This is a genomic window from Amycolatopsis sp. NPDC000009 (genome assembly GCF_055563465.1).
On the sequence record NZ_JBVHDI010000006.1, the window covers coordinates 101,668 to 119,935 of the forward strand.

The 18,268-nt window shown below is 66.9% G+C and carries 21 protein-coding genes, 1 tRNA gene and 1 pseudogene; 10 read left to right on the forward strand and 13 right to left on the reverse strand.

Annotated features, from left to right (window positions below; genetic code table 11):
* Window positions 1-18 precede the first annotated feature (18 nt).
* Window positions 19-213: pseudogene (locus tag ACZ3HL_RS18500) on the reverse strand (helix-turn-helix domain-containing protein); the annotation flags it as partial.
* 71 nt (window positions 214-284) lie between these two features.
* Between ACZ3HL_RS18500 and ACZ3HL_RS18505 the strand changes: the two are divergent.
* The 3 genes from ACZ3HL_RS18505 to ACZ3HL_RS18515 all read left to right on the forward strand — a co-directional run bounded on the left by ACZ3HL_RS18505 (window position 285) and on the right by ACZ3HL_RS18515 (window position 1,605).
* Window positions 285-467 (forward strand): hypothetical protein, encoded by a 183-nt coding sequence (locus ACZ3HL_RS18505; protein ID WP_465532408.1) that lies wholly within the window; start codon window positions 285-287, stop codon window positions 465-467.
* A 530-nt stretch (window positions 468-997) separates the two neighbouring features.
* The gene (locus ACZ3HL_RS18510) at window positions 998-1,300 is read left to right on the forward strand and encodes a helix-turn-helix domain-containing protein (protein WP_465532410.1); all 303 of its coding nucleotides are present in this window, start codon (window positions 998-1,000) and stop codon (window positions 1,298-1,300) included.
* Window positions 1,297-1,605: a helix-turn-helix domain-containing protein gene (locus tag ACZ3HL_RS18515; protein ID WP_465532412.1), complete on the forward strand. Its 309-nt coding sequence runs from the start codon at window positions 1,297-1,299 to the stop codon at window positions 1,603-1,605. The genes ACZ3HL_RS18510 and ACZ3HL_RS18515 overlap by 4 nt, the downstream gene beginning before the upstream one ends.
* A 27-nt stretch (window positions 1,606-1,632) precedes the next feature.
* Here ACZ3HL_RS18515 and ACZ3HL_RS18520 read toward each other — a convergent pair whose 3' ends face one another.
* The 3 genes from ACZ3HL_RS18520 to ACZ3HL_RS18530 form a co-directional block, all read right to left on the reverse strand.
* Entirely contained in the window at window positions 1,633-2,253 is a 621-nt protein-coding gene (locus ACZ3HL_RS18520) for a DUF3558 domain-containing protein (protein WP_465532414.1), read from the reverse strand.
* The gene (locus tag ACZ3HL_RS18525; protein ID WP_465532416.1) at window positions 2,253-2,666 is read right to left on the reverse strand and encodes a hypothetical protein; all 414 of its coding nucleotides are present in this window, start codon (window positions 2,664-2,666) and stop codon (window positions 2,253-2,255) included. Before ACZ3HL_RS18525 ends, ACZ3HL_RS18520 begins: the two co-directional genes overlap by 1 nt.
* A gap of 148 nt (window positions 2,667-2,814) precedes the next feature.
* A complete protein-coding gene (locus tag ACZ3HL_RS18530) occupies window positions 2,815-3,084 on the reverse strand; it encodes a hypothetical protein (RefSeq protein ID WP_465532418.1) in 270 nt (89 codons plus the stop codon).
* Between the two features lie 292 nt (window positions 3,085-3,376).
* Between ACZ3HL_RS18530 and ACZ3HL_RS18535 the strand changes: the two genes are divergently transcribed.
* The gene (locus ACZ3HL_RS18535; RefSeq protein WP_465532420.1) at window positions 3,377-3,559 is read left to right on the forward strand and encodes a hypothetical protein; all 183 of its coding nucleotides are present in this window, start codon (window positions 3,377-3,379) and stop codon (window positions 3,557-3,559) included.
* Between the two features lie 7 nt (window positions 3,560-3,566).
* Here ACZ3HL_RS18535 and ACZ3HL_RS18540 read toward each other — a convergent pair whose 3' ends face one another.
* The 6 genes from ACZ3HL_RS18540 to ACZ3HL_RS18565 form a co-directional block, all read right to left on the reverse strand.
* On the reverse strand, window positions 3,567-3,899 hold the full coding sequence (locus tag ACZ3HL_RS18540) for a hypothetical protein (RefSeq protein ID WP_465532422.1): 333 nt from the start codon (window positions 3,897-3,899) through the stop codon (window positions 3,567-3,569).
* Between the two features lie 446 nt (window positions 3,900-4,345).
* The gene (locus ACZ3HL_RS18545) at window positions 4,346-4,468 is read right to left on the reverse strand and encodes a hypothetical protein (protein ID WP_465532423.1); all 123 of its coding nucleotides are present in this window, start codon (window positions 4,466-4,468) and stop codon (window positions 4,346-4,348) included.
* A 147-nt stretch (window positions 4,469-4,615) separates the two neighbouring features.
* Window positions 4,616-4,688, reverse strand: a tRNA-Lys gene (locus ACZ3HL_RS18550).
* A 505-nt stretch (window positions 4,689-5,193) separates the two neighbouring features.
* Window positions 5,194-5,928 carry a class I SAM-dependent methyltransferase gene (locus ACZ3HL_RS18555; protein ID WP_465532425.1) on the reverse strand — a complete coding sequence of 245 codons (735 nt, stop codon included), beginning with the start codon at window positions 5,926-5,928 and terminating at the stop codon, window positions 5,194-5,196.
* Window positions 5,925-7,487 carry an asparagine synthase-related protein gene (locus ACZ3HL_RS18560; RefSeq protein WP_465532427.1) on the reverse strand — a complete coding sequence of 521 codons (1,563 nt, stop codon included), beginning with the start codon at window positions 7,485-7,487 and terminating at the stop codon, window positions 5,925-5,927. Before ACZ3HL_RS18560 ends, ACZ3HL_RS18555 begins: the two co-directional genes overlap by 4 nt.
* A gap of 75 nt (window positions 7,488-7,562) precedes the next feature.
* Entirely contained in the window at window positions 7,563-7,688 is a 126-nt protein-coding gene (locus ACZ3HL_RS18565) for a hypothetical protein (RefSeq protein ID WP_350592703.1), read from the reverse strand.
* Window positions 7,689-7,974: 286 nt separating this feature from the next.
* On the opposite strand from ACZ3HL_RS18565, the gene ACZ3HL_RS18570 reads away from it, so the two are divergent.
* Together ACZ3HL_RS18570 and ACZ3HL_RS18575 are read left to right on the forward strand one after the other, a co-directional pair.
* A complete protein-coding gene (locus tag ACZ3HL_RS18570; protein WP_465532429.1) occupies window positions 7,975-9,261 on the forward strand; it encodes a helix-turn-helix domain-containing protein in 1,287 nt (428 codons plus the stop codon).
* Window positions 9,262-9,276: 15 nt separating this feature from the next.
* Window positions 9,277-9,636 (forward strand): hypothetical protein, encoded by a 360-nt coding sequence (locus ACZ3HL_RS18575; protein ID WP_465532431.1) that lies wholly within the window; start codon window positions 9,277-9,279, stop codon window positions 9,634-9,636.
* A gap of 213 nt (window positions 9,637-9,849) precedes the next feature.
* Here the strand turns inward: ACZ3HL_RS18575 and ACZ3HL_RS18580 are convergent, their stop codons facing one another.
* Window positions 9,850-10,194, reverse strand: coding sequence for a hypothetical protein (locus tag ACZ3HL_RS18580; protein ID WP_465532433.1), 345 nt, complete (start codon window positions 10,192-10,194; stop codon window positions 9,850-9,852).
* Between the two features lie 33 nt (window positions 10,195-10,227).
* On the reverse strand, window positions 10,228-10,581 hold the full coding sequence (locus tag ACZ3HL_RS18585; protein WP_465532435.1) for a hypothetical protein: 354 nt from the start codon (window positions 10,579-10,581) through the stop codon (window positions 10,228-10,230).
* Between the two features lie 329 nt (window positions 10,582-10,910).
* On the opposite strand from ACZ3HL_RS18585, the gene ACZ3HL_RS18590 reads away from it, so the two are divergent.
* The 4 genes from ACZ3HL_RS18590 (at window position 10,911) to ACZ3HL_RS18605 (ending at window position 17,173) form a co-directional block, all read left to right on the forward strand.
* Window positions 10,911-11,606, forward strand: coding sequence for a cysteine hydrolase family protein (locus ACZ3HL_RS18590; protein ID WP_465532437.1), 696 nt, complete (start codon window positions 10,911-10,913; stop codon window positions 11,604-11,606).
* A gap of 298 nt (window positions 11,607-11,904) precedes the next feature.
* Window positions 11,905-12,132: a hypothetical protein gene (locus tag ACZ3HL_RS18595; RefSeq protein ID WP_465532783.1), complete on the forward strand. Its 228-nt coding sequence runs from the start codon at window positions 11,905-11,907 to the stop codon at window positions 12,130-12,132.
* 246 nt (window positions 12,133-12,378) lie between these two features.
* Window positions 12,379-14,970 carry a hypothetical protein gene (locus ACZ3HL_RS18600; protein ID WP_465532439.1) on the forward strand — a complete coding sequence of 864 codons (2,592 nt, stop codon included), beginning with the start codon at window positions 12,379-12,381 and terminating at the stop codon, window positions 14,968-14,970.
* Window positions 14,971-15,202: 232 nt separating this feature from the next.
* Complete coding sequence (locus ACZ3HL_RS18605) at window positions 15,203-17,173, forward strand: hypothetical protein (protein WP_465532441.1); 1,971 nt, start codon at window positions 15,203-15,205, stop codon at window positions 17,171-17,173.
* Between the two features lie 339 nt (window positions 17,174-17,512).
* On the opposite strand, the gene ACZ3HL_RS18610 is transcribed toward ACZ3HL_RS18605, so the two are convergent.
* Window positions 17,513-18,259, reverse strand: a complete 747-nt coding sequence (locus ACZ3HL_RS18610; RefSeq protein WP_465532443.1) for a hypothetical protein — start codon at window positions 18,257-18,259, stop codon at window positions 17,513-17,515.
* Window positions 18,260-18,268: the final 9 nt, after the last annotated feature.

Consider the following 18,268-nt stretch of genomic DNA (forward strand, 5'->3'; position numbering starts at 1 on the left):
GGTGGCCGTCTTCACGCTCAGGGCCTTCGCCGAACCCGCCACGAGCGCCGGGCTCGGCGGAACACCGCCCTGCTCGACCTTCTTGATCAGGGACATGGAGAAGTGCGTGGCCTGCGCGAGTTGCTGCTGCGTGATGCCGACGAGCTTGCGGGTCGCCCTGATGCGGGCGCCGACGCTGTCGCCTGGCAGCTCGGACTTGGTTATGGGCGTCACCTGCTCTCGCTCACTACCGAGGATGGCGTCGTAAGCGGCGAGTGCAGACTGTCGACACAACGGGGCGGCCAGTGGACGTGGTGGCTGGCCTCGCGCTGGACAGTTCTGGGCAGCTGCGTATCGCGCTGGCGATCGGCGACGGCCAGACCGCGACGTTGCCCGGCGGCAAGCTCGCCGAGCTGGTCATGAACCTGCAGGACGCGCACGAAGGCATGGTGTACTGGCGCAGCGAGGCGGCTGGTCATGACCGATGAGGCCGCATGGCTGGCGTCCCTGGAGTTCGATCACCGCGCACCGAGTCGGCGGAGAGATCGACCTCGAGAACCGGAAGCTCCCCAAGACGATTGCGGATATGGCGGCCGAGGGCTGGGCCGAGGCAGCAGAGATGGGTGCGCCGGCGGGATACGGGGCGGCGACCGTGACAGCCGTGATCTACATCGACCCCGAGGCGATTCACTCGGTGGTCGACGGCGAGTGGCACCGCGGTGTTCGAGTCCCGCTGCACCAGCGGCGCGCACGGTGTGCCGACGGGCGCCCGGACCGTGACCGGATTTACCGGCAGGAGCACAACATCCCGCAAGCGCATGACCGGCTCTCCGCCGTCATTGATCTCCCGGGCTGCGCCTCTCTCTCGCTTGACGCGCCGCCCGGTTTCCAGACCTCACCGCCTTCTGGTGGAGGGCGCGGTGAGGGGCCCTGGCGAGCGGGCCCGAATGGGGGCGAGGGGTCCCGGCGACTGTCTCCACGGCCGGGCCCCTCGCGTTCCGCAGACGACAGGATGGGAATGCCGAACGACAACGACCCCGCGACGCTGGCGGTCGCGTACCTGGACGGCGCCACGCTCGAAGGTCTCGCCGCCCAACACGGGCTGCCCTATCAAACCGTCCGTCGAGCCGTTCTCAGCGAGGGCGTGACGCTGCGGCCGCCGAAGGTCCGGTTGCCGCCGCTCCCTCCGGGCATGGTCAACATGTACGAGAACGGCGCCTCCATCCGACAGGTCGGCGCCAAATTCGGGCATAGCTACTGCCAGGCCCGGCGCATGCTCCTCTCAGCGGGGGTCACGCTGCGACCGCGAGGCCGGCAGTGACGGACGACCTCGGCGCGACGCTCCGGCGGGAATATGAGGACGGTGCCACGATCGCCGATCTGAAGACCCGCCATAACCTCACGTATCACCGGGCGCGGACGCTGCTGCTGGCGGCGGGCACGACGCTACGCAAGGACGGCCCGTCGCCCGTCGTACCGGCGTCGCGGAGCATGGTGATCGCCTACGAAGCCGGGATGACCATCCCCGAGGTCGCCGAAAGCTTCGGCTGCACCTACAGCATGATGCGGCGGAAACTGCTCGCGGCTGGTGTCACGCCGCGGAAGAAAGGCCGTCGGCTCGGTTGAGCCCGACGGCCTCGTCTTCGGCCGCCGCTACTTCGCTGCCCGAAGGGTGGCCAGGACGCTGATCGCGGCCAGGCGCGCGGCGTCGCACGGGTCCTTCTTGCCGATGTTGTGCTCGGACTGCTCCGCCGCGACACCGACCGTTTCGGTGTCGCTGGTGCCCAACGCGACATTGCATCCGCCTTCGGCGCGCCTGTCGATCACGCCGTAGGCGGTCACGGGGTAGCCCTCGATCGGTTCGAGTGGCTCGACGAGTTTGTAGGCATTGCCCTTGGCGGCGTAAACGGCGGCCGTGCCTCCGTCAGGCCCCTTGCCGAAGATCACGTTGATCATCGGGCGGGCGGTACCGGGAGCGACCCACGCACATGCAGGTCCCGCCGATTCGTTCCGCGGCGTGGCTTCGACTTTGGGCCCGATGAGGTCTTTGGCTTGAGTGCTGGTGAGAGCGTCGCATGGCGCCGCCCGGAACCGGGCCAGATCGATCGGCTCGCCGACCTTGGGAACATCGGGCCCGGGAACCTGGCTGGCTGAACTCGACGGTGCTGGGCTGGTCCCGCCCACCGACGGTGTCGGGTTTCCGTTGTTCGGGGTGGAGCAGGCGGTCAGGACCAGCGCCGCCGCGCCGAGAACCAGGATCGTGCGTCGCGTCACTAGATACCCTTCGACTGCTGGTTGATGTCCTCGGTGGCCCGCTCTTCGGCGGTGGCGTACTTGCCGAGCGCGGCCACGTACTTGGCGGCCATCTTCTCGCAGTAGGCGGCTCGCTCCTTGAGCGCCGTGACGAGCGCTTCGCCGGACGACCGGATGAGCTGGGCGTTGTCCCCGCTCGCGTATTCGGCGCCCGGCGGCTGCGCCTTGGCGATGAACTCCGCGTCGGCAAGGTCCTTCAGGTACTCCTGGCCGAGCTCCCGCCATTCCTTGACGAGCTCGTGCAGGGTGGCCTCGTCGTACTTGAACCCGGCCCCTTCCGGCACAGGCTCACCGTAGGCACCGCCGGACGGCCGGAAGTAACCGGACACGCCCAGGTCGAGCCCGGGTTCGTAGGCAGGCGATCCCTCAGGCATGGCTCCCCCCTCGCGACTCGCACCGCGCCCCACCGACCGGACGATGCCGCCCTGAAACCCCCGTCATCGCGGAACCCTCCCCTAATGTTCACGTCGATCGACCCTCGACGGCCGAGCATAGGGCATCGTTCCGCGACGATGGGGCTACTCAGCGAAGCCGACGACCGCCGTCGTCGCGCGGGTCGGCGACCGGGGTCACGAGCGGTTCGGCCTGGCGGCGGACGCCGAACGCGGCGGCCGAGCTCGTGCCCGCGCCGACGAGCGTGGCGACGGCGACGAGCAGGACCTGGAGGGCGGTGTCTTGCTCAGCGGTGATGATGCCGACACCGGCCAGGCCGATGACGATTCCGCCGACGGCGATCCAGATCCGAGCGGTCGAGTTCGCCGCAGTCTTGACAGGAAATCGATCGGGGTTCACGGACCCACCATGACCACATCGACACCAACCCGCGCGCTCGGACTGGCCGCAATCGCCACCAAGCCTTCGCGTTGCCATTGTTCAGCAGCCTCCGCTTCCTCGCGCGCCTTTCAGGCCGCCGCATCAGCCCGCTCGATCTCCCATCGCGAGCGCCCTTGAGACCGCTTGCTCTGCGTTCCGCACGGCTGCTGCTTCTTGTTCACACACTGCCGACCGGGCGCAGCCTGGCAGACCGGGCACTCGTAATCGTCCCGGGCAGGGGTTCTTCGGGTCCGACACGCTGGTCGATTCGATGCGGCGGGTGCTGCGGGTCTGTGGGCTGGTGGTCGAGGTGCATGTGCTGGACGAGGTCGCGCCCGGCCGTGCGTCGACGCGCCGGGAGCTGGCGGAACTCGTGCAGCGGGAGTCCGAACGGGTGGCGTACGGGACGGTCGAGGTTCCCTCGTCGCGCCGGCACGCCACCCGGGTCGCCTGAACGCCGCTCAGCAGGCCTTCACGGCCACGCTGTGCACCCGGCCGGAGATGTTGTAGATGGTCACGGTGTCCCAGCCGCCGTTCGCGGTGACCTGGTACTTGTAGCCGGACGGCACCCGCTGGCTGCGCTTCGCGCCTGCCGGGACGTTGCTCTGCTGCACGACGAGCCGGCCCGCCCTCGACCCGCTGGCGTAGATGATCGAGTAGAGCTTGGGGCCGGAGCAGTTGTTGGTCCAGTTGATGTAGCCGTAGGTCGCGGCGGACGCCGGGCCGGCCGTGACGGCGAGGCCGCCGAGGGTCAAGGCCAGGGAAGCGAGCAGGACGGGCAAGCGCTGACGCACGTGTTCTCCTTCGGGTACGAATGGATCACGTGCAGCCAACACCATGCTGTTGATCACCACATCGGTCGTTCGCGCCACAAATCGGCTGAAATTCGATGGATTCCGGCGCTCGGTCTCGCGTACGGCCATGGCCCGGTTACCCTCGGTCTGAACCTGTGCCGGGGTGGGGAATGGGCGATGGCCGCGACGAGCCGCAGCCGGAGGCCGTGCGCAACCAGATCTCCGACGGCGCAGTCGTCATCGGTCCGGGTCGTGCACGACGACAACGGTGTCGTCATACAGACCCGTGCCTCGCGGGTCCGCGAACCGGGAGACGAACTCGGTCCCACGGTAGGTGACGGACTCAAAACCGCCGTTGCGGCCACCCAGCCATGCTGAGTCCACTCCCGCCCGACAACGGGATCACCGACTCGGGCCCACGCAATAGGCTCGCCGCACCAACCGGCCTACGGGCACGGCTCAAGCAACTCCGCACCCGCCGCGACGACCTCACCGCCGACCTCGACGACGGACCCGCCGCACCCGACGCCGCCGACCACATCGGCGACGTGATCGCCGAGGGCAGTCACAACCAGACCAAGGCCCTGATCGAAGCCCTCATTGCACGGGTCACAATACCGGACCCGACACGCTCAAGCCCGTGTTCCGCATCCCCCAACCCCGCAACGCAAACGAGGCCGCAACCGCTTTACCAGCGGAAACGGCCCCGAAAGGAGTGGGCCGCCCGGGGCTCGAACCCGGAACCTATGGATTAAAAGTCCACAGCTCTACCAATTGAGCTAACGGCCCGCGCTGGAGAGTTTAGCGTGAGGTCTTCGGGCACCGTGCGCCCTGGTGTGCAGTTGATGTTCGAGGCGCCATGTCCGTCGCGCTTTGTCGCGCGTCGCCTGGCGTCCACATGCCTCGTCCGGCCTGGGAACTACCTCGAGTTGGCCGTGCTCACCTGGGGTTGCAGCGGCACGTCAGTGGAATCTGTCGCTGTCGCCTGCCAGTGAGGATGAGCGGACAGTCTTCGTTGTGGATCTGGAAGGGGTCGTGGGGTCCGGGTTGAGTCCTCGGAAGTCTGCGGCATCGTCCTCGCCGATCTCCGCGGCGTTGATAGTCGTGACCGACGACGCACGTCCCGGCACTTCGCCGGCTACCGGGCCGAGGTCCGCATGTACCCGCCGCTCGTCCGCGAACCGGCCAAGGCGATCGGTCTCAGGGTCGCTGACCGGGCCCAAGTACGCCAAGCCCGATCCGCAGGACTCGACGCACTCGAAGAAGCGAACCCGCCCCTGCTCGAGGTCACCCGCTAAATCGGGCCGTACCTGGCGACGAAATGCGCGGTAGAGCCGGTCAGTGGCCCGGTGTGGTCCTGCGGGTCGGTGAACAGTGCCAGGGGCGTGAAACCGGCGAGGCCGGCGTAGAGCTCTAGTTCGCGAGGGAACAGGACGCGGCGTTCGAGGAGGTCGCGTTCGGTGGTGCCGTTGTCGAGTCGCCAGGTGCGGCGGACCGTGGCGATCTGCGTGCGGGGGTCCCAGCTGTGCTCGGTGGTGACTTCGGCGTGGAGTCCTGCCTCGTCGATCCGGCTGGAGGTAGGCGTGGTGGTGGCAGTAGGGGCTATCTGGGTGACGATGACGAGCAGTGTTCCGGGGTGCGCGTGGGTGGCGAAGGTGGTGAATGCGGCCTGGATGTCGTTGTTGTGGTGCAGGTAGGCCAGGGTGTTGCCGAGGCACGTGATCGTGTCGAAGGTGCCGTCCAGTCGGACGGTGCGCAGGTCTCCGACACGGAGGTCGAGGGCGGGATACCTCTGTCGTGCGTGTTCGATGAGTGCGGGCTGGAGGTCGACGCCTACGCAGTGGTGGGTGGTGGCGAGCCGGGCGAGGTCGCGAGCGGTGCCGCAGCCGAGGTCCAGGATGCTGCTGGTGGGTGTGGTGCCGAACTGGTCGATTAGGCGCTGGCAGGTCGCGGCCGCGGTGCTGTCGCGGGTGAGTGCGTCGTAGAGGTCGGGACGTCGGTAGGCGATGTTGTTGGCGGCGAGGTTCATGCGGCCGGGGTGGTTGTCGGGGCCTGCAGTGACCGGAGGCCGACTTCGAGGACGAGGGTGTCGCACAGCACGGACGGCACGGTAGCGCTCTGGTGGGCGCGTTGCACGGTTCGCCGGAGCGCGTCGGGGTCGACGAAGCCTTGTTCGGCGAGGATCATGCCGTCGGCCAGCAGGCGCTCGGCCAGCCGCAGTCCGTTGTGCCGCAGGCCGTGTTGCATCAGGTCCCGGAAGTGCTCGGTTCGCTGCGGGTGGGTGACCAGGGGCGGCAGGCCGGCGTGGGTGAGGAAGTCGCGGTAAAGCTTTTTGTGTCGGCGGAGCTCGAGCGGGAGTTGTTCGGCGAACCGGGCCAGGGGCGGGTGGGTGAACGGGGCGACGGGCCAGATTCCTGACCTCAGGTAGGCGGGGTGGTGGATGGCGAACCCCATCAAGGTCGGTGTCGGCAACACGGCGGAGGGCGACAGGTTGTCGTCGATCTCGACGACAGCATGGCGGGCGCGTTGCCCAAGCCATGACGCTTCTGTCAGGGGCTGGGGTGGAGGTGGGGGTAGTTCGTCGATGCGGGGTGCCATGATTTCGTCGCCGCCGTTGCCGGTCAGCATGATCCCTACGCCGCTGTGGGCGGCCCTTTCGGCGAGGGCTTCGAACGCCTCGCGGTAGAACTCGCCGCGGGGATCATGCGCCGCCCCGCTGGCGCGTATGCCGCTGTCGCAGAATGGGGCATGGTCGTGTGCATGCAGAATGTCGTCGACCGCGCCGACCTGTCTGGCGATCGTCAGACGGCGGCGGTGCTGCTCCGCGCCGGGGGCGCCGTTGACGACGAGGCCAAAGGTTCGCAGCGGTGTCGAGGCAGTTGTGCGTGCGGCGACCGCGATGGTGGCGGAGTCCAGGCCGCCGGACAGTTCGAGCCCCATCATGATGTTGCTTTCATGCCAGGGGCGCAGTGCGTCGGTGAGCAGATGGGCAAGCACGGCTGTGGGTTCTACGCCGGGGCGTAGAACCCGTGATCGCGTGACGTGCTCGGCCGGGGCCGGGTACGCGGTGCGCAGGCCGGTTTCGGTGAACGTCGCGGTCGCGCGTTCGGTCAGCATCGTCACGTCGGTGAAGAGGGTGTCGCTGGTGTAGCGGTGCCGTCTGGTCAGGGCGCGTGCCACGGCGCGATCGAGAAGGCCGGACTGCCCCGTGAGGTGGCGGAGCGCGGGGAGATCCCAGGCGCCGTGCAAGACGCCTCCGTCGGCGGCGAGGTAGATCGGCACGGTGCCACCGGCACCCGAGGTGAGGGTGATCCGTCCTGGTTGTATGCGGAGCAGCAGCGCATCTCCTCGTTCGGCGCCTGCCACGCTGTCATCGCCGCGGTTGTGGTGCGTCGTCTCCGGCAAAGTCAGCGGGCTGGCTGCGTCACGGACCAGGACCGTAGTGACCCCCGGGCGCTGGTCGATGTCGTGACGCAGCGCTGGATGAGCAACCGGTCGTATCCAGCTGTCGCCGCGGCACCATCGGTCGGTGTCCCAGTGCCACGTCGTATCGGTGCGGGTGCTCAGCGCCAGGCGAAACGAGAGCATGGTGGATTTGGTCCCTTTCCGCGGTGCGGCTCGGGCAGCACACGCTGCCCGAGCCGCAGTGCACAGGCTGGTCGATCAGCTGGCGCAGTGGTCGCCCTTGTCGTTGCCGTCGGCGTCGCCGGGCATCTTCGGGGAGTAGAGCCCCTCCACCGAGGGCACACCGAGCACCAGTTCTCCGGTGAACATCGCGTCCACGTCCATCTCGACGTCTCCTTGTCCGTTCGCTTGCACATAGCGCCCGCGGCGGCATTCCCTATCCGGACGAGCGCTCGGGCTGTTGCGAGTTCAGTCAACGTTCCGCCGACTCGTGACGACCAGAGCGCGCACTACGCATCAACTACGCACAAAGTAGGCATCGAAGCCTCTGACCTGCATAAATGACTCTCCGGCGGTGGTGGTCCGAACGGGTGCAGCTCGCTGCGTGCTGATCAGTCCCGGCAGGTTTCTGGCTATCGTGACCGGGGACCAACGGGGCAGGGTGGTGCATATGGGCGACCGGCGGACCGCCTTCGTCGCACGGCGGGAGGCGATGGGCTACACCCAGGAGTCCTTCGCGGCTGAGCTGAAGGTGGAGTTCTCCACCGTCAGCCGGTGGGAACGTGGTGAGGCGACCCCGCAGCCGTTTCGCAGGTCCCGGATCGCGAAGGCGCTCGACGTCACCCTGCAGGAACTAGGTACGTTGCTAGGGCAGGCACCGGCTCCGGCGCGGTGCCCCGCGACCGTGGCCGTAGTCCCACCCGATCCAGCGGAGGCCGACGACATGAACCGTCGCGACCTGCTGCGCTTGTTCAGCGCGACAGGGGCGCTACTGGCTTTGCCGCCGGCAACCGGGGATGTCGCCCGGGCCGCCGCTGCGGCGAGTGGTGGTGCCCTCGATGCTGCGGGGGCAGAGGAATTCGCCGTGTTCGCCAGCCATTTGTGGCGGGTGTATGGGCTGGCATCGAACAAGAGCCAAGTGCTGCCGCTCGTGCGAACCCAGCTCGATGTGCTCACCGACGCGCTGCGCCAGTCGCAAACACCGGCGACACGGCAACGGCTCTGTCAGCTGGCCGCCGACCTTTTCCAGCTGGCCGGCGAGATCTACTTCGACGGCGACCGCTACACCGACGCGGCACACTGCTACAGCCTGGCCGCAGCCGCGAGCAAGGAAGCCGGAGCGCCGGACTTGTGGGCCTGTGCGCTGACCCGGCATGCGTTCATCGCCGTCTACGAACGCCAGTTCATAGACGGCCGTCCGCTGCTCGATCTGGCTGCCCGTCTGGCGTCCCGGGGTGACACCGGCTTGTCGACCCGGCACTGGGTCGCCGCAGTCCAAGCGGAAACCTTCGCGGGCCTCGGCGATCTCGACGCCTGCCAGCGCGCACTCGACACCGCGGCAGAAGTCCAGCACTTGACAGGGCGCGTGCACAATGGCGGCTGGCTCCGCTTCGACGGCTCGCGCCTGGCCGAGGAGCGCGGCACCTGTTACGTCACTCTCGGCCGCCTCGACTTGGCCGAAGCGGCCCTGACTGATGCTCTCAACGGCGCGCTCACCGCCCGGCGGAAGGCCGGTGTCCTGACCGACCTGGCCATGATCGGTGTCCACCGCGCCGATCCCGACCAGGTCATCACCTACGCCGACGCCGTCCTGGCCACCGCTCGCCAGACCGGATCCGGGGTGGTCGCTCGCAAACTACGCGGCCTCCAGCCGCACCTGGCTCCCTTGCTCGCCGACCAGAACATTCAGCGGCTCGACGCCGAGATCGCCGGCCTCGTCAGCGGCCACGCCGCATAGTGGAGGAAGTACAGCATGCCCAACGACCGTGGCCGCGTGTTCCGCGAAGCCTGGATCGCCGGAGTCATCGAGCACTACCCCGGTGAACCGAAACCCGGCTACATCACGCCCTGGGACGAGACACCGGACTGGGAACGCGACTCTGCCACCGCCGTGTACGACCAAGTACTGGCCTTCATCACCGCCACGAACGGCGCCACGGCAAAGCTCACCTCAGACCAGAAGGGCCGCTTCGTCGCCCTGTGCTGGATCGGTCAGATCTTCAAACACTTCCCCGACCCGAAACCGTCCTACGTCGCGGACTGGGACGACCTGCCCGAGTGGCAGAAGGCCACTGACATCGACATCTTCGAACGCATCGAACGGGACGCTTAAACCTTGGCCATAAGGAGTCCACAACCACAGGCAGGAACTCGTCGCTGATCTCCCGGCAGACAGCTTCAACCGCTGCGCCCTCATCGTCGACGAGCCAAGCGCCGAATCCGCCGGAATCGCCGAACTACGTAGCGCCCTGGACGCCTACGACGACCTCGACCTGACCACCATCACCGGCCTCCTCGACCTCGCCTCGGCGAAGGCGCTGGCACTTCACCACAACGAGGCCGCCGAGCAGCTACCCATGCTGCACCACCTGTATGCCCTGGCCGACCAGCCCAACCGCGTCAGTGAACCGCGCGCGCCGCGCTCCACGACGCGTACTGCCTCGCCGCCACGGTCGCAGGCCGCTTCCGGCAACGCGACCTCGCCGCGATCGCCTCCGAACCCCATGTCGCCCTCGCGAAGCAGACCGGCGACCCGCTGCGCGTCGCGATCAGCGACTACCACCGAAGTACCCGCCACCTCCAGCACGGCGACTACCGCGCCGGTCTCCGGATCGCTATGGCGGCGGGCTCGCCCGCTGGAATGTCGTCGTGGCTCCCGCGAACGCGCCATGGCCGGACGGGACTCTCGCGCAGCGACGGGCAGCTACCACCGCTTCCGGCTGATCGGCCACCAGCGCACCGTCCCATCAAGCAGGTCGGCGGTGCGCTCTTCGGCGTCGTCCGGGAAAGGCTCCCAGCGGGAGACGTCGCCCTCGTGGACGCGGAATCCTTGCTGGTAGGTGCCGAACAGGAACGCGCCCGCCGCGCCGTGCGGGCGCTGGTGCACCCAGTCCGGCAGCGCGGCGGTGGGCAGGGTCTGCTCGATCCAGCGGCGGGCCTGGTCTTCGGTGTCGAAGTCCTGCTCTGCGACGCAGTCGACGTTGTCGTCATCGCCGATTCCGACCAGGATCGCGGCGCTGAATCCGGTGCGGACGTCCTCGTGCGTGGTCATCACCATCGTGAACTCCCCATTCACTCCCCGGCGGGTGGACCGTCCATGATCGCACTCGCGCTGCCGTGTCGCCACCCGCGCAGACGACCAGCGCTCGGATAACCGCAGTTCAGCCCCTCCGTCTGGTCTGGTCGAGGGCGCCAGCGACGTGGTCAATTGAACGTGCCACGGCCGAATTCCTCGATCCCGTGCCCGCCGAATCCGCCCAGCTACGTGACCGCCTGATCTATTGATAACCCCCGCTCCGGGTGTTGTCCTCCCCGATGCGCATCGGGGCGTCGGGGCGAACACTGCCCTCCGAAGCATTGAGGCACGCAACAGAGAAGAGGCTGACGATGAGCGATACCGCCCTGTTGATGATCGATATGCAGAATGGCTACCTCGCCGACGACGGCGTACGGGACGCGCTCGGCTGGCCACCGATTTGGCGGCTGCCTGACACCATCGCGGCGTGTGCCGAACTGCTGGCGGCCGCGCGAGAGCGGCAGGTGCCGGTGATCTACTCACGCTCGGTGGGCAGCGCCGCCGGGCCGCTCGGGGATAACCCGCGCTACGCGCGGCTCATACAGCACCGAGCCGATCGCCTGCCCCGGATCTCGGCGGAACAGCAGGAGTGGAAACGGCACATCATGGACGCGCTCACGCCGCAGCCCGGGGAGGTGGTGCTGGACAAGACGCGGGCGAGCTTGTTCGACTACACCGAACTCGAACCCCTGCTCCGTAACCTGAACGTGTCGCGGTTGATCGTGGCGGGCTTGCAAACCAACGTGTGCGTCGAAGCCACCGTCCGCGCCGCGCTCGCCCACAACTTCGAAGTCGCCGTCCCCGACAACGCCGTGTCCACCGACGGCCCCGACCTTCACCACGCCGCCCTCAACTCCATGCGCGTGCTCTACACCGAAATCGCACCCTGGCAAGAGCTCCTCGCCCCCGACGCACCCTGGGACCGCGCCTTCACCACCCCCGACTACGGCCGCAACCCCGGCTACTGGACCGAAACCACCACACACCGACCGAAAAACCAGCCGTGAGCCTGCACATAACTGCCCGACTCGATCGACGCCCAATTCGTCTGTCCAATGTAGACGATTGCGGCCACGGGGAGGATTGTTCTCTCCCCAGTCGGCGAGGACGTGCAACCGGACACGGCGCCCACAGCGCCGAAGCCCGGATCGTTGTGGCCGCCGCCGGTGTGCCCAACCTGATGGGCCACGGGGACCGCACCTGACCGGCAAGGACGGCCGCGTCACCGTAATCGATGTGGACACCAACATCGTCAAGTAAGCCGGTGTGCGCCTTGCTGCCGCCGACGTCGGGAATGCCGAGGTCGTGTTCGGCGACGGCGCCCGTGGACACGAGCCCGTCGCACCTTACGACCACGTCATTGCCTCCGTTGGCGCTTACGGGATTCCCATCAACTGGCTGTCTCAGCTGGCACCCACCGGACGGCTGGTGATAGTTCCGAGATTGTCTCTGCGGTGTCGGCGGCTTTGCCGTGCGCGCCGTCCGGCTCGGTGTGGATCAGGTAGGTGGCTAGGCACGGACAGGCTGTCTTGAAGGCGTAGAACCTGCCGCGCATCGCTTCGTCAACCAGGACGGCGGGCTGGCCCACGCCGGGCGTATGAGCTCGAGATTGCCGCGAAGAGGTGGTTGCTCAAGCAGTCAGGTGGTGGCTAGCGTCATGTCCGGTCACTCGGTGTTGTGAGATGGTCACGACCGTGCACAGCCCTGCTCCCATTCGGGACCGACTGGCTGTGACGTCGCCTGCTGGGTGTGACTGTGCAGACGCAGCGAGGGGGATGGATGGGGACCGGCGATTGGACACCTCGGCTGGAGGAGCAGCTGAAGCGGGATCTCGTCGCGATCCTCGACGAGGTCACCGGATCCGCTGAGTTGCAGGAGATCTTTTCCGAACTCAGCTGGCCGTCCACCGCCGTCGACCAGCTCAAGGCGGACCTGCTCGACGACAACAATTTCCGGCGTCGGCTGAGAGCGCGCTACGCGCACGTTGCCGAGCGGGCAACCTCCCTGGATGAGCACACACGTGACGCCCCGCCGTGGTTCGACGATGGCATGTGGTGGTTGCCGGATAGCGACCGCCGCCGCGTGTTCTGGCTCGGTGTGGTCGTTTACCCGTGGGCCGTCGCAGCAGCCGTCTCGGTGCTGCTTATGCCCGCAGTGCTCTGGTTGCAGGTTGCGTTCATGATCCTGGTCGCGGTCGCCATGTACCACGGCGAACCGCTAACCAGAAAGGTGATGCTGCCACGCGGACTCAGTGAGACGACCTGGCGGCGCCTGCAGTGGGGAAGGCACCGACGCAAACTCCGCTGGGGAGTTTCCAAACTCCGCTACGACTGGAAGAAGACCGTACGCGACGAGCTTGTGCTTCCAGAAATTCGGCAACGGATCAACAACGGCTCGCAGCGGACCTTCAGCCACAAGCTGACCATCCGTGACGCCTCCGGGCTGCGTGCCAGCGGCGCGCTTTCCTTCATCATCACCACCGGCGCGGTCGAGCACCTGCGCCGCGAACTCACCCGCATCACCTCTGGTGCGATCGCCCTGGCCGGCCGACGTGGCGTCGGGAAGACCACGCTGTTGCACGCGCTGGCCACTGGGATGATGCCGGAGGTCCAACAGGCCGATCGACTGACGGTCGTCGTGCCCGCACCGGCCCGGTACGAGCTGCGGGAGTTCGTGCTGCACCTGCACACGGTGATTTGCCGTGCGGTGCTCGCCCGCATCGGTGGCGCCGGTGGCACGTTGCCGGGGACACACGATCGGTGGGCCTCTCACTATGCGGCTGCAGGCCGGCGGACCCATTGGCGTGAGACCGCCTGGCATCTGGTGCGCGCTACGGGCTTCCTGCTGCTCGGAGCCGCGCTCAGCGGTTTGTTATGGTACCGGGACATCGCGACGCTGCCGCACTCCTACGTCGCGGACCTGACGCCCGTACTCAGCGCCGTGCTCGGGTCCGGACCGGCGCTGCACCAGCCGACGTCGATCACCGAGCTGCGCCGCTGGGCAGCTCTGGGCACGATGACCTTGTTCGTGCTGGCGGCGGCGGTCAACCTGCTTGCCATCGTGGCCGCCCCGGCTGCGCGGTGGGCGGTCCAGCGCGTAGTGGCCTGGATTTCTGCCGGAAAAGCGTTTCGGGATCGCTGGCGTACCTCACCGGCCCGGTACAGGTTGCGGCAGATAGTTCGCGACGTTGCCGACCGGTTTCACCTGCCATGGAGGCCCGGGCCCGTGTCGGCCCCGGCGCACCGGGCACAAACGCTGACCGGAATCGACGAGGGAGTGCGGCTGCCGCAGCTGGATCGTTCGGTGCGGGCACTGGCTCTGATGGCGGCCGACCAACTCCGCAAGATCCGGTTCCTGCAAACCCACACCAGCGGATGGTCCGGCAAGATCGACGCACCGAAAACCCTTGGCCTGACCGTGAACCGCTCAATCGCCCACGCCGAACAGCCGCTGACCCAGCCAGAGGTGGTCGATCAGCTGCGCGACTTCCTCGACCGCGCTGCCGCCGTCCTGATCCGCGCCGGAGAAGCCAGTGGCATCACGATCGCGATCGACGAACTCGACAAGTTCGCCGACCCCGCTCAGGCACACGAGTTCGTCAATGACATCAAGACCGTTTTCGGTGTCGAGAACTGTGTCTTCCTCGTGTCTGTCTCCGACGACGCGCTCGCCTCCTTCGAACGGCGTGGTATTCCCGTCCGTGACGCACTCGACAGCGCATTTACCACGATGATCGCGGTCGAGCCGTTCACCCTGGAGGAATCCCAGCAATGGCTCGACAGGCAGGTCATCGGGCTGCCGACCCCCTTCTCCTGTCTCTGCCACTGCTTGTCGGCTGGCATCCCCCGCGAGCTCGCCCGCTCAGCCGCGGCACTGGACGACCTGCACCGCGAGCACCGCGGCATTCGCCTGCAAGAAGTCACCAGCCGCATCATCGCCGCCGACGTCGCAGCGAAACTCCGTGCTTTCTCCCATGCCGCCCAGCAGCTCCCGGCAGGACCTGCCCCCTCCGAACTGATCGTCACTCTCAACATCGTCGGCGGGCTCACCCGGCCTGACACCGTCGCTCTCACGCATAGGCTTATGGAACTCTCCCTCACGCTGCACAACGACAAAGACGACGAAGTCAACCCGGACCTAACGAAACTGCGTCACGAAGCGGCGAGCTTCTGCTATTTGTCCGCGACTCTCACTGAGCTGTTCAGCGACACGCTCAACCAGGAGACCCTCACCAACGTTTGTATCCCTGGGATGCTCCCGCACTTGGAAACCCTCGCCGCCGCTCGACGAGCACTCGCCGTCGAACCACTCCTCGCCTGGTCGATGATCTCCACATTCCGTCAACACCAAAACCTCGCCCCACTGCAGTGAACCGATCAGCCGCTTCAGCTCTACGGCGGCCCGCACGCGGTAGCCCTGTGTCGACAACACGGCATCGAAGCCCGAATCATTTCTTCCAATCAAGCCTACGAAGTAGAAAAAGGGGCGGCCAATGTCGGAGGCTGTTGACGAAGGCAGTGCTACACCCGTTAGTCCGAACACGGAGCAGTGTGAGAAGTCGGGACGAGAGCTGTCGGTGGGTGTCGCATGGCAACCCGCGGCCGTGATCGATCCGAGCCTCGAAGACAGCGAGATTCGGCTCGTCCGCGCGTCATCGTGGACGTGGGCAGCCCCGAGCTGGGTGATGCGCGCGAGCGTGCTCTGGGGCGCGGTGGCGTTCTTGGTGGCGGGGGTCATAATCACCATGGCCACGGTGTGGAATCGACTGGCACCGGCTATGTCGTCCAACCTGCTGACCTGGATTGCCCCCATCCTCGCCGCAGCCCTGGCTACCGCCGCTCTTGTTACCGGTATTGCCGCTCGGCCCAGCATCGCCCGGCAGAATCGGCGACACCACGCGATCCTCCCCACCGATATCGTCAACACCTCGGCGCGTTCCCTGTTTCGCCACGTCTGCTGCGCTCGCAGCGCACTCGGACACTTCGGTGGCTCGTCGTTCGATCACCGCCTGTGGACGCTCGCCCTGTCCCTGCGCGATAACGCGGCGGAACCGTCCGAATCGCTGGCTACGCAGTGCCGCGAATTCGCGCAAGCGTGCTACACCAAGGCAATCGAGATGTGCCTGGACGCTCCGCCCAAGGCACCGACCAGAGGCCTTGTCCATTTGCCGTCCCGCGATCAGACCCGATGGATGGCCACCGGAGCGGTCACGCTGGACAGGCACGATGACGTCCGCATACGGCTCCGCGTGCAACAAGCAACGGCAGCAAGCCGCCCAAGCTCACTGCTGGCGAAGCGGCTCGGCGTGACCTTGATGATCTCCGGACTCGGTCTCACGGTCTCGCTGAGCATGTTGCTCACTCACAGCGGCACGGCGCACATGGCCGGGGTTGCCGTGCTCGTTCTGGTCTGCGTACCCGCCTGGTTGCGGCACATCTCCGACGCGAACTTGCTGGCGGACGTCAGCATGATACGGGCCTACCTCGTCATCAACTCGTTCACCGGGCGTCAGTGGCGGGATTTCAACCTTGTGTACGAACACTGGTGGGCGCCCTGCTCACGCGACGAATCCGCCACCTATTCGCAAGCCCATGCTCCTTGGGTCCTGACCATGATGGTCCTCGACCCGCTCGTCGACCCCGCCGCGACCCGGCGACTCGCTGGTATTCCGTCCGACGATGATGAGAACACCGACCTTGATCCGGCCGACCTTGATCCGGCGTCGTGGATACGCGAATCTGAGCACGCGCTGTCGGAGCGCCTCACCCTCACGTGGTGGCGGCATCTGTCATGGAAGCGCGTAGCCAAGCTGTTGTCCGTCGCCGGACCGGCGTTCGTGGTGTGGCGGATCGCGGCGGTCACCGATTACCACAGCACCGATATCTGGCAGGTGGCCAGCTCGATCACGCTGTCCGACTGGCTTCGCGTCGCCATCGGCACGTTGATCGCCTGGCATCCCTGGACCCTGATGGTCGCCGGTGGCCTCGCCGCGTCGATCGGCGGCTACCTGAGCTCCGTCGTGCTCTACGAAACCGGCATGGAAAGCACCCGCCAGGGACGCGACCTCATGCTCGGCACCCTCGGCGCAATGATCAAATTCACGGTCAGTGCCGTCGGCCCTCTCCTGCCGGCACTCGTGATCACCATCATCGGCCCACCGATCGTCGGTGCGGTCACCGCCGTGTGCCTGGTTGGCGCAGTCGTCACTGTGTCGACCATGGTGCCCGACCAGTACCGCCAACTGGTCGCCCAAGACCCGGCCCGGGCATCCCGAACTATCGCCGTCATACGGTCTCGCGTCGATCGTGTTGTCCGGCCCATCGGCATGACCCTGCCATTTCTCGGTCTGCTCGCGCTCATGATTGGCATGATCGCCGCTGTCCAAAGCGACACACCGTGGGTTCCCCGCGACTGCATCCGCTCCACCACGGCAGGCCACATCGCATTCCGGCCCGGCTATGCCCTCGCCGTCGCCGACCGAGGCTGGGTCGTCCTCGACCCCGCGACGCGCCACATACAGATCCTCGACAAGAACGGCACCGCCACGGCACCGTCCACCGCGTGCGGCCTCTGACTGGCTGCCATGACGACCGAATGACGACACAGGACACGACATCAAGGACCACCAAGTGGGTCCGATCTACATGGCCGCGTTCGGACGCGGCCGATAGCCTTCGCCCTTACCGTTCTGAGCTATTGGCAACACGACATCTACGGCGGCCTGGCCGCCGCCTTGGGATGGCCGATGTGCTTTCACGACGGCTCCAGGTTGGCAAGCGCGGTGTCGAGGTAGCGGGTGGCGCGGTGGCTGGTCAGGGTGATAAGGACCGTTGACAAACGCGTGGTCACCGCGGCCGTTGCGACTGCGCGTGGCACAGCACGGAGGTGACCAGTCACGGCAACGACGGCGATGCTAGTCGCGTGGTGTGGGCTGGCATGTCTGGCACGGACGTCGATCTGGGTTCGCTCGTAACCACTCGTCGGCTTGGGATGTGTTGAGCCGGAGAAGCTCGCGGCCAGGTGAGGTCGTTCGGTAGCTGGTGAGGTGGCGGCAATTGCGTCGATGCAGGACTGTCGCGGCGGGACGAGCTGTGTACTGGTGTTCCTGGTCTGTGCAGGGCCGGATCGTCTCCAACTGCTGCCGTAGCACGATTGCGCGGTGTGTGAGTTCTTGCCGTTCCTGCTCGACGGCGGAGAGTCGTTTCTCCAGGCGCGCGAGTTCCCTCTCGAGTGCGCCGGTATCGGTGGTGTGCGGCTGCTCCGGCGCGGCGAGGCCGAGCGGCGTGGCCGCGATGATGGTCGAGGGGTTGAGCCCGCAGGTCGGGCACGGACATTCGCCACCGAACGCGTCGTGGACGTACTTGTTCTCGCGGTGAGCGGTCCGCTCGATCACGTGGCTGCAGTAGAGACGCAGCCGCCAGCGCATCAGGTTGCTTCGCGGCTGTTGAGCGATCCGGCGCGTAATAGCGGCCAGGCCTTGGATCTGGTCGTGTGATAGTGGGGGAAGGGTGGCCACCGTCGTGCGGACATGTTCGACCATGGCGACGTAGTCGGCTTGGCGCCGGTGGTCGCCACGGGTCAGTTCGTGCTCGGCCAGTGGATCGCCCAGGTGCCGATATTCGGACAGATCGAACGGTGGCCAGGGTTGCTGCCAGGTCATCGGCATACC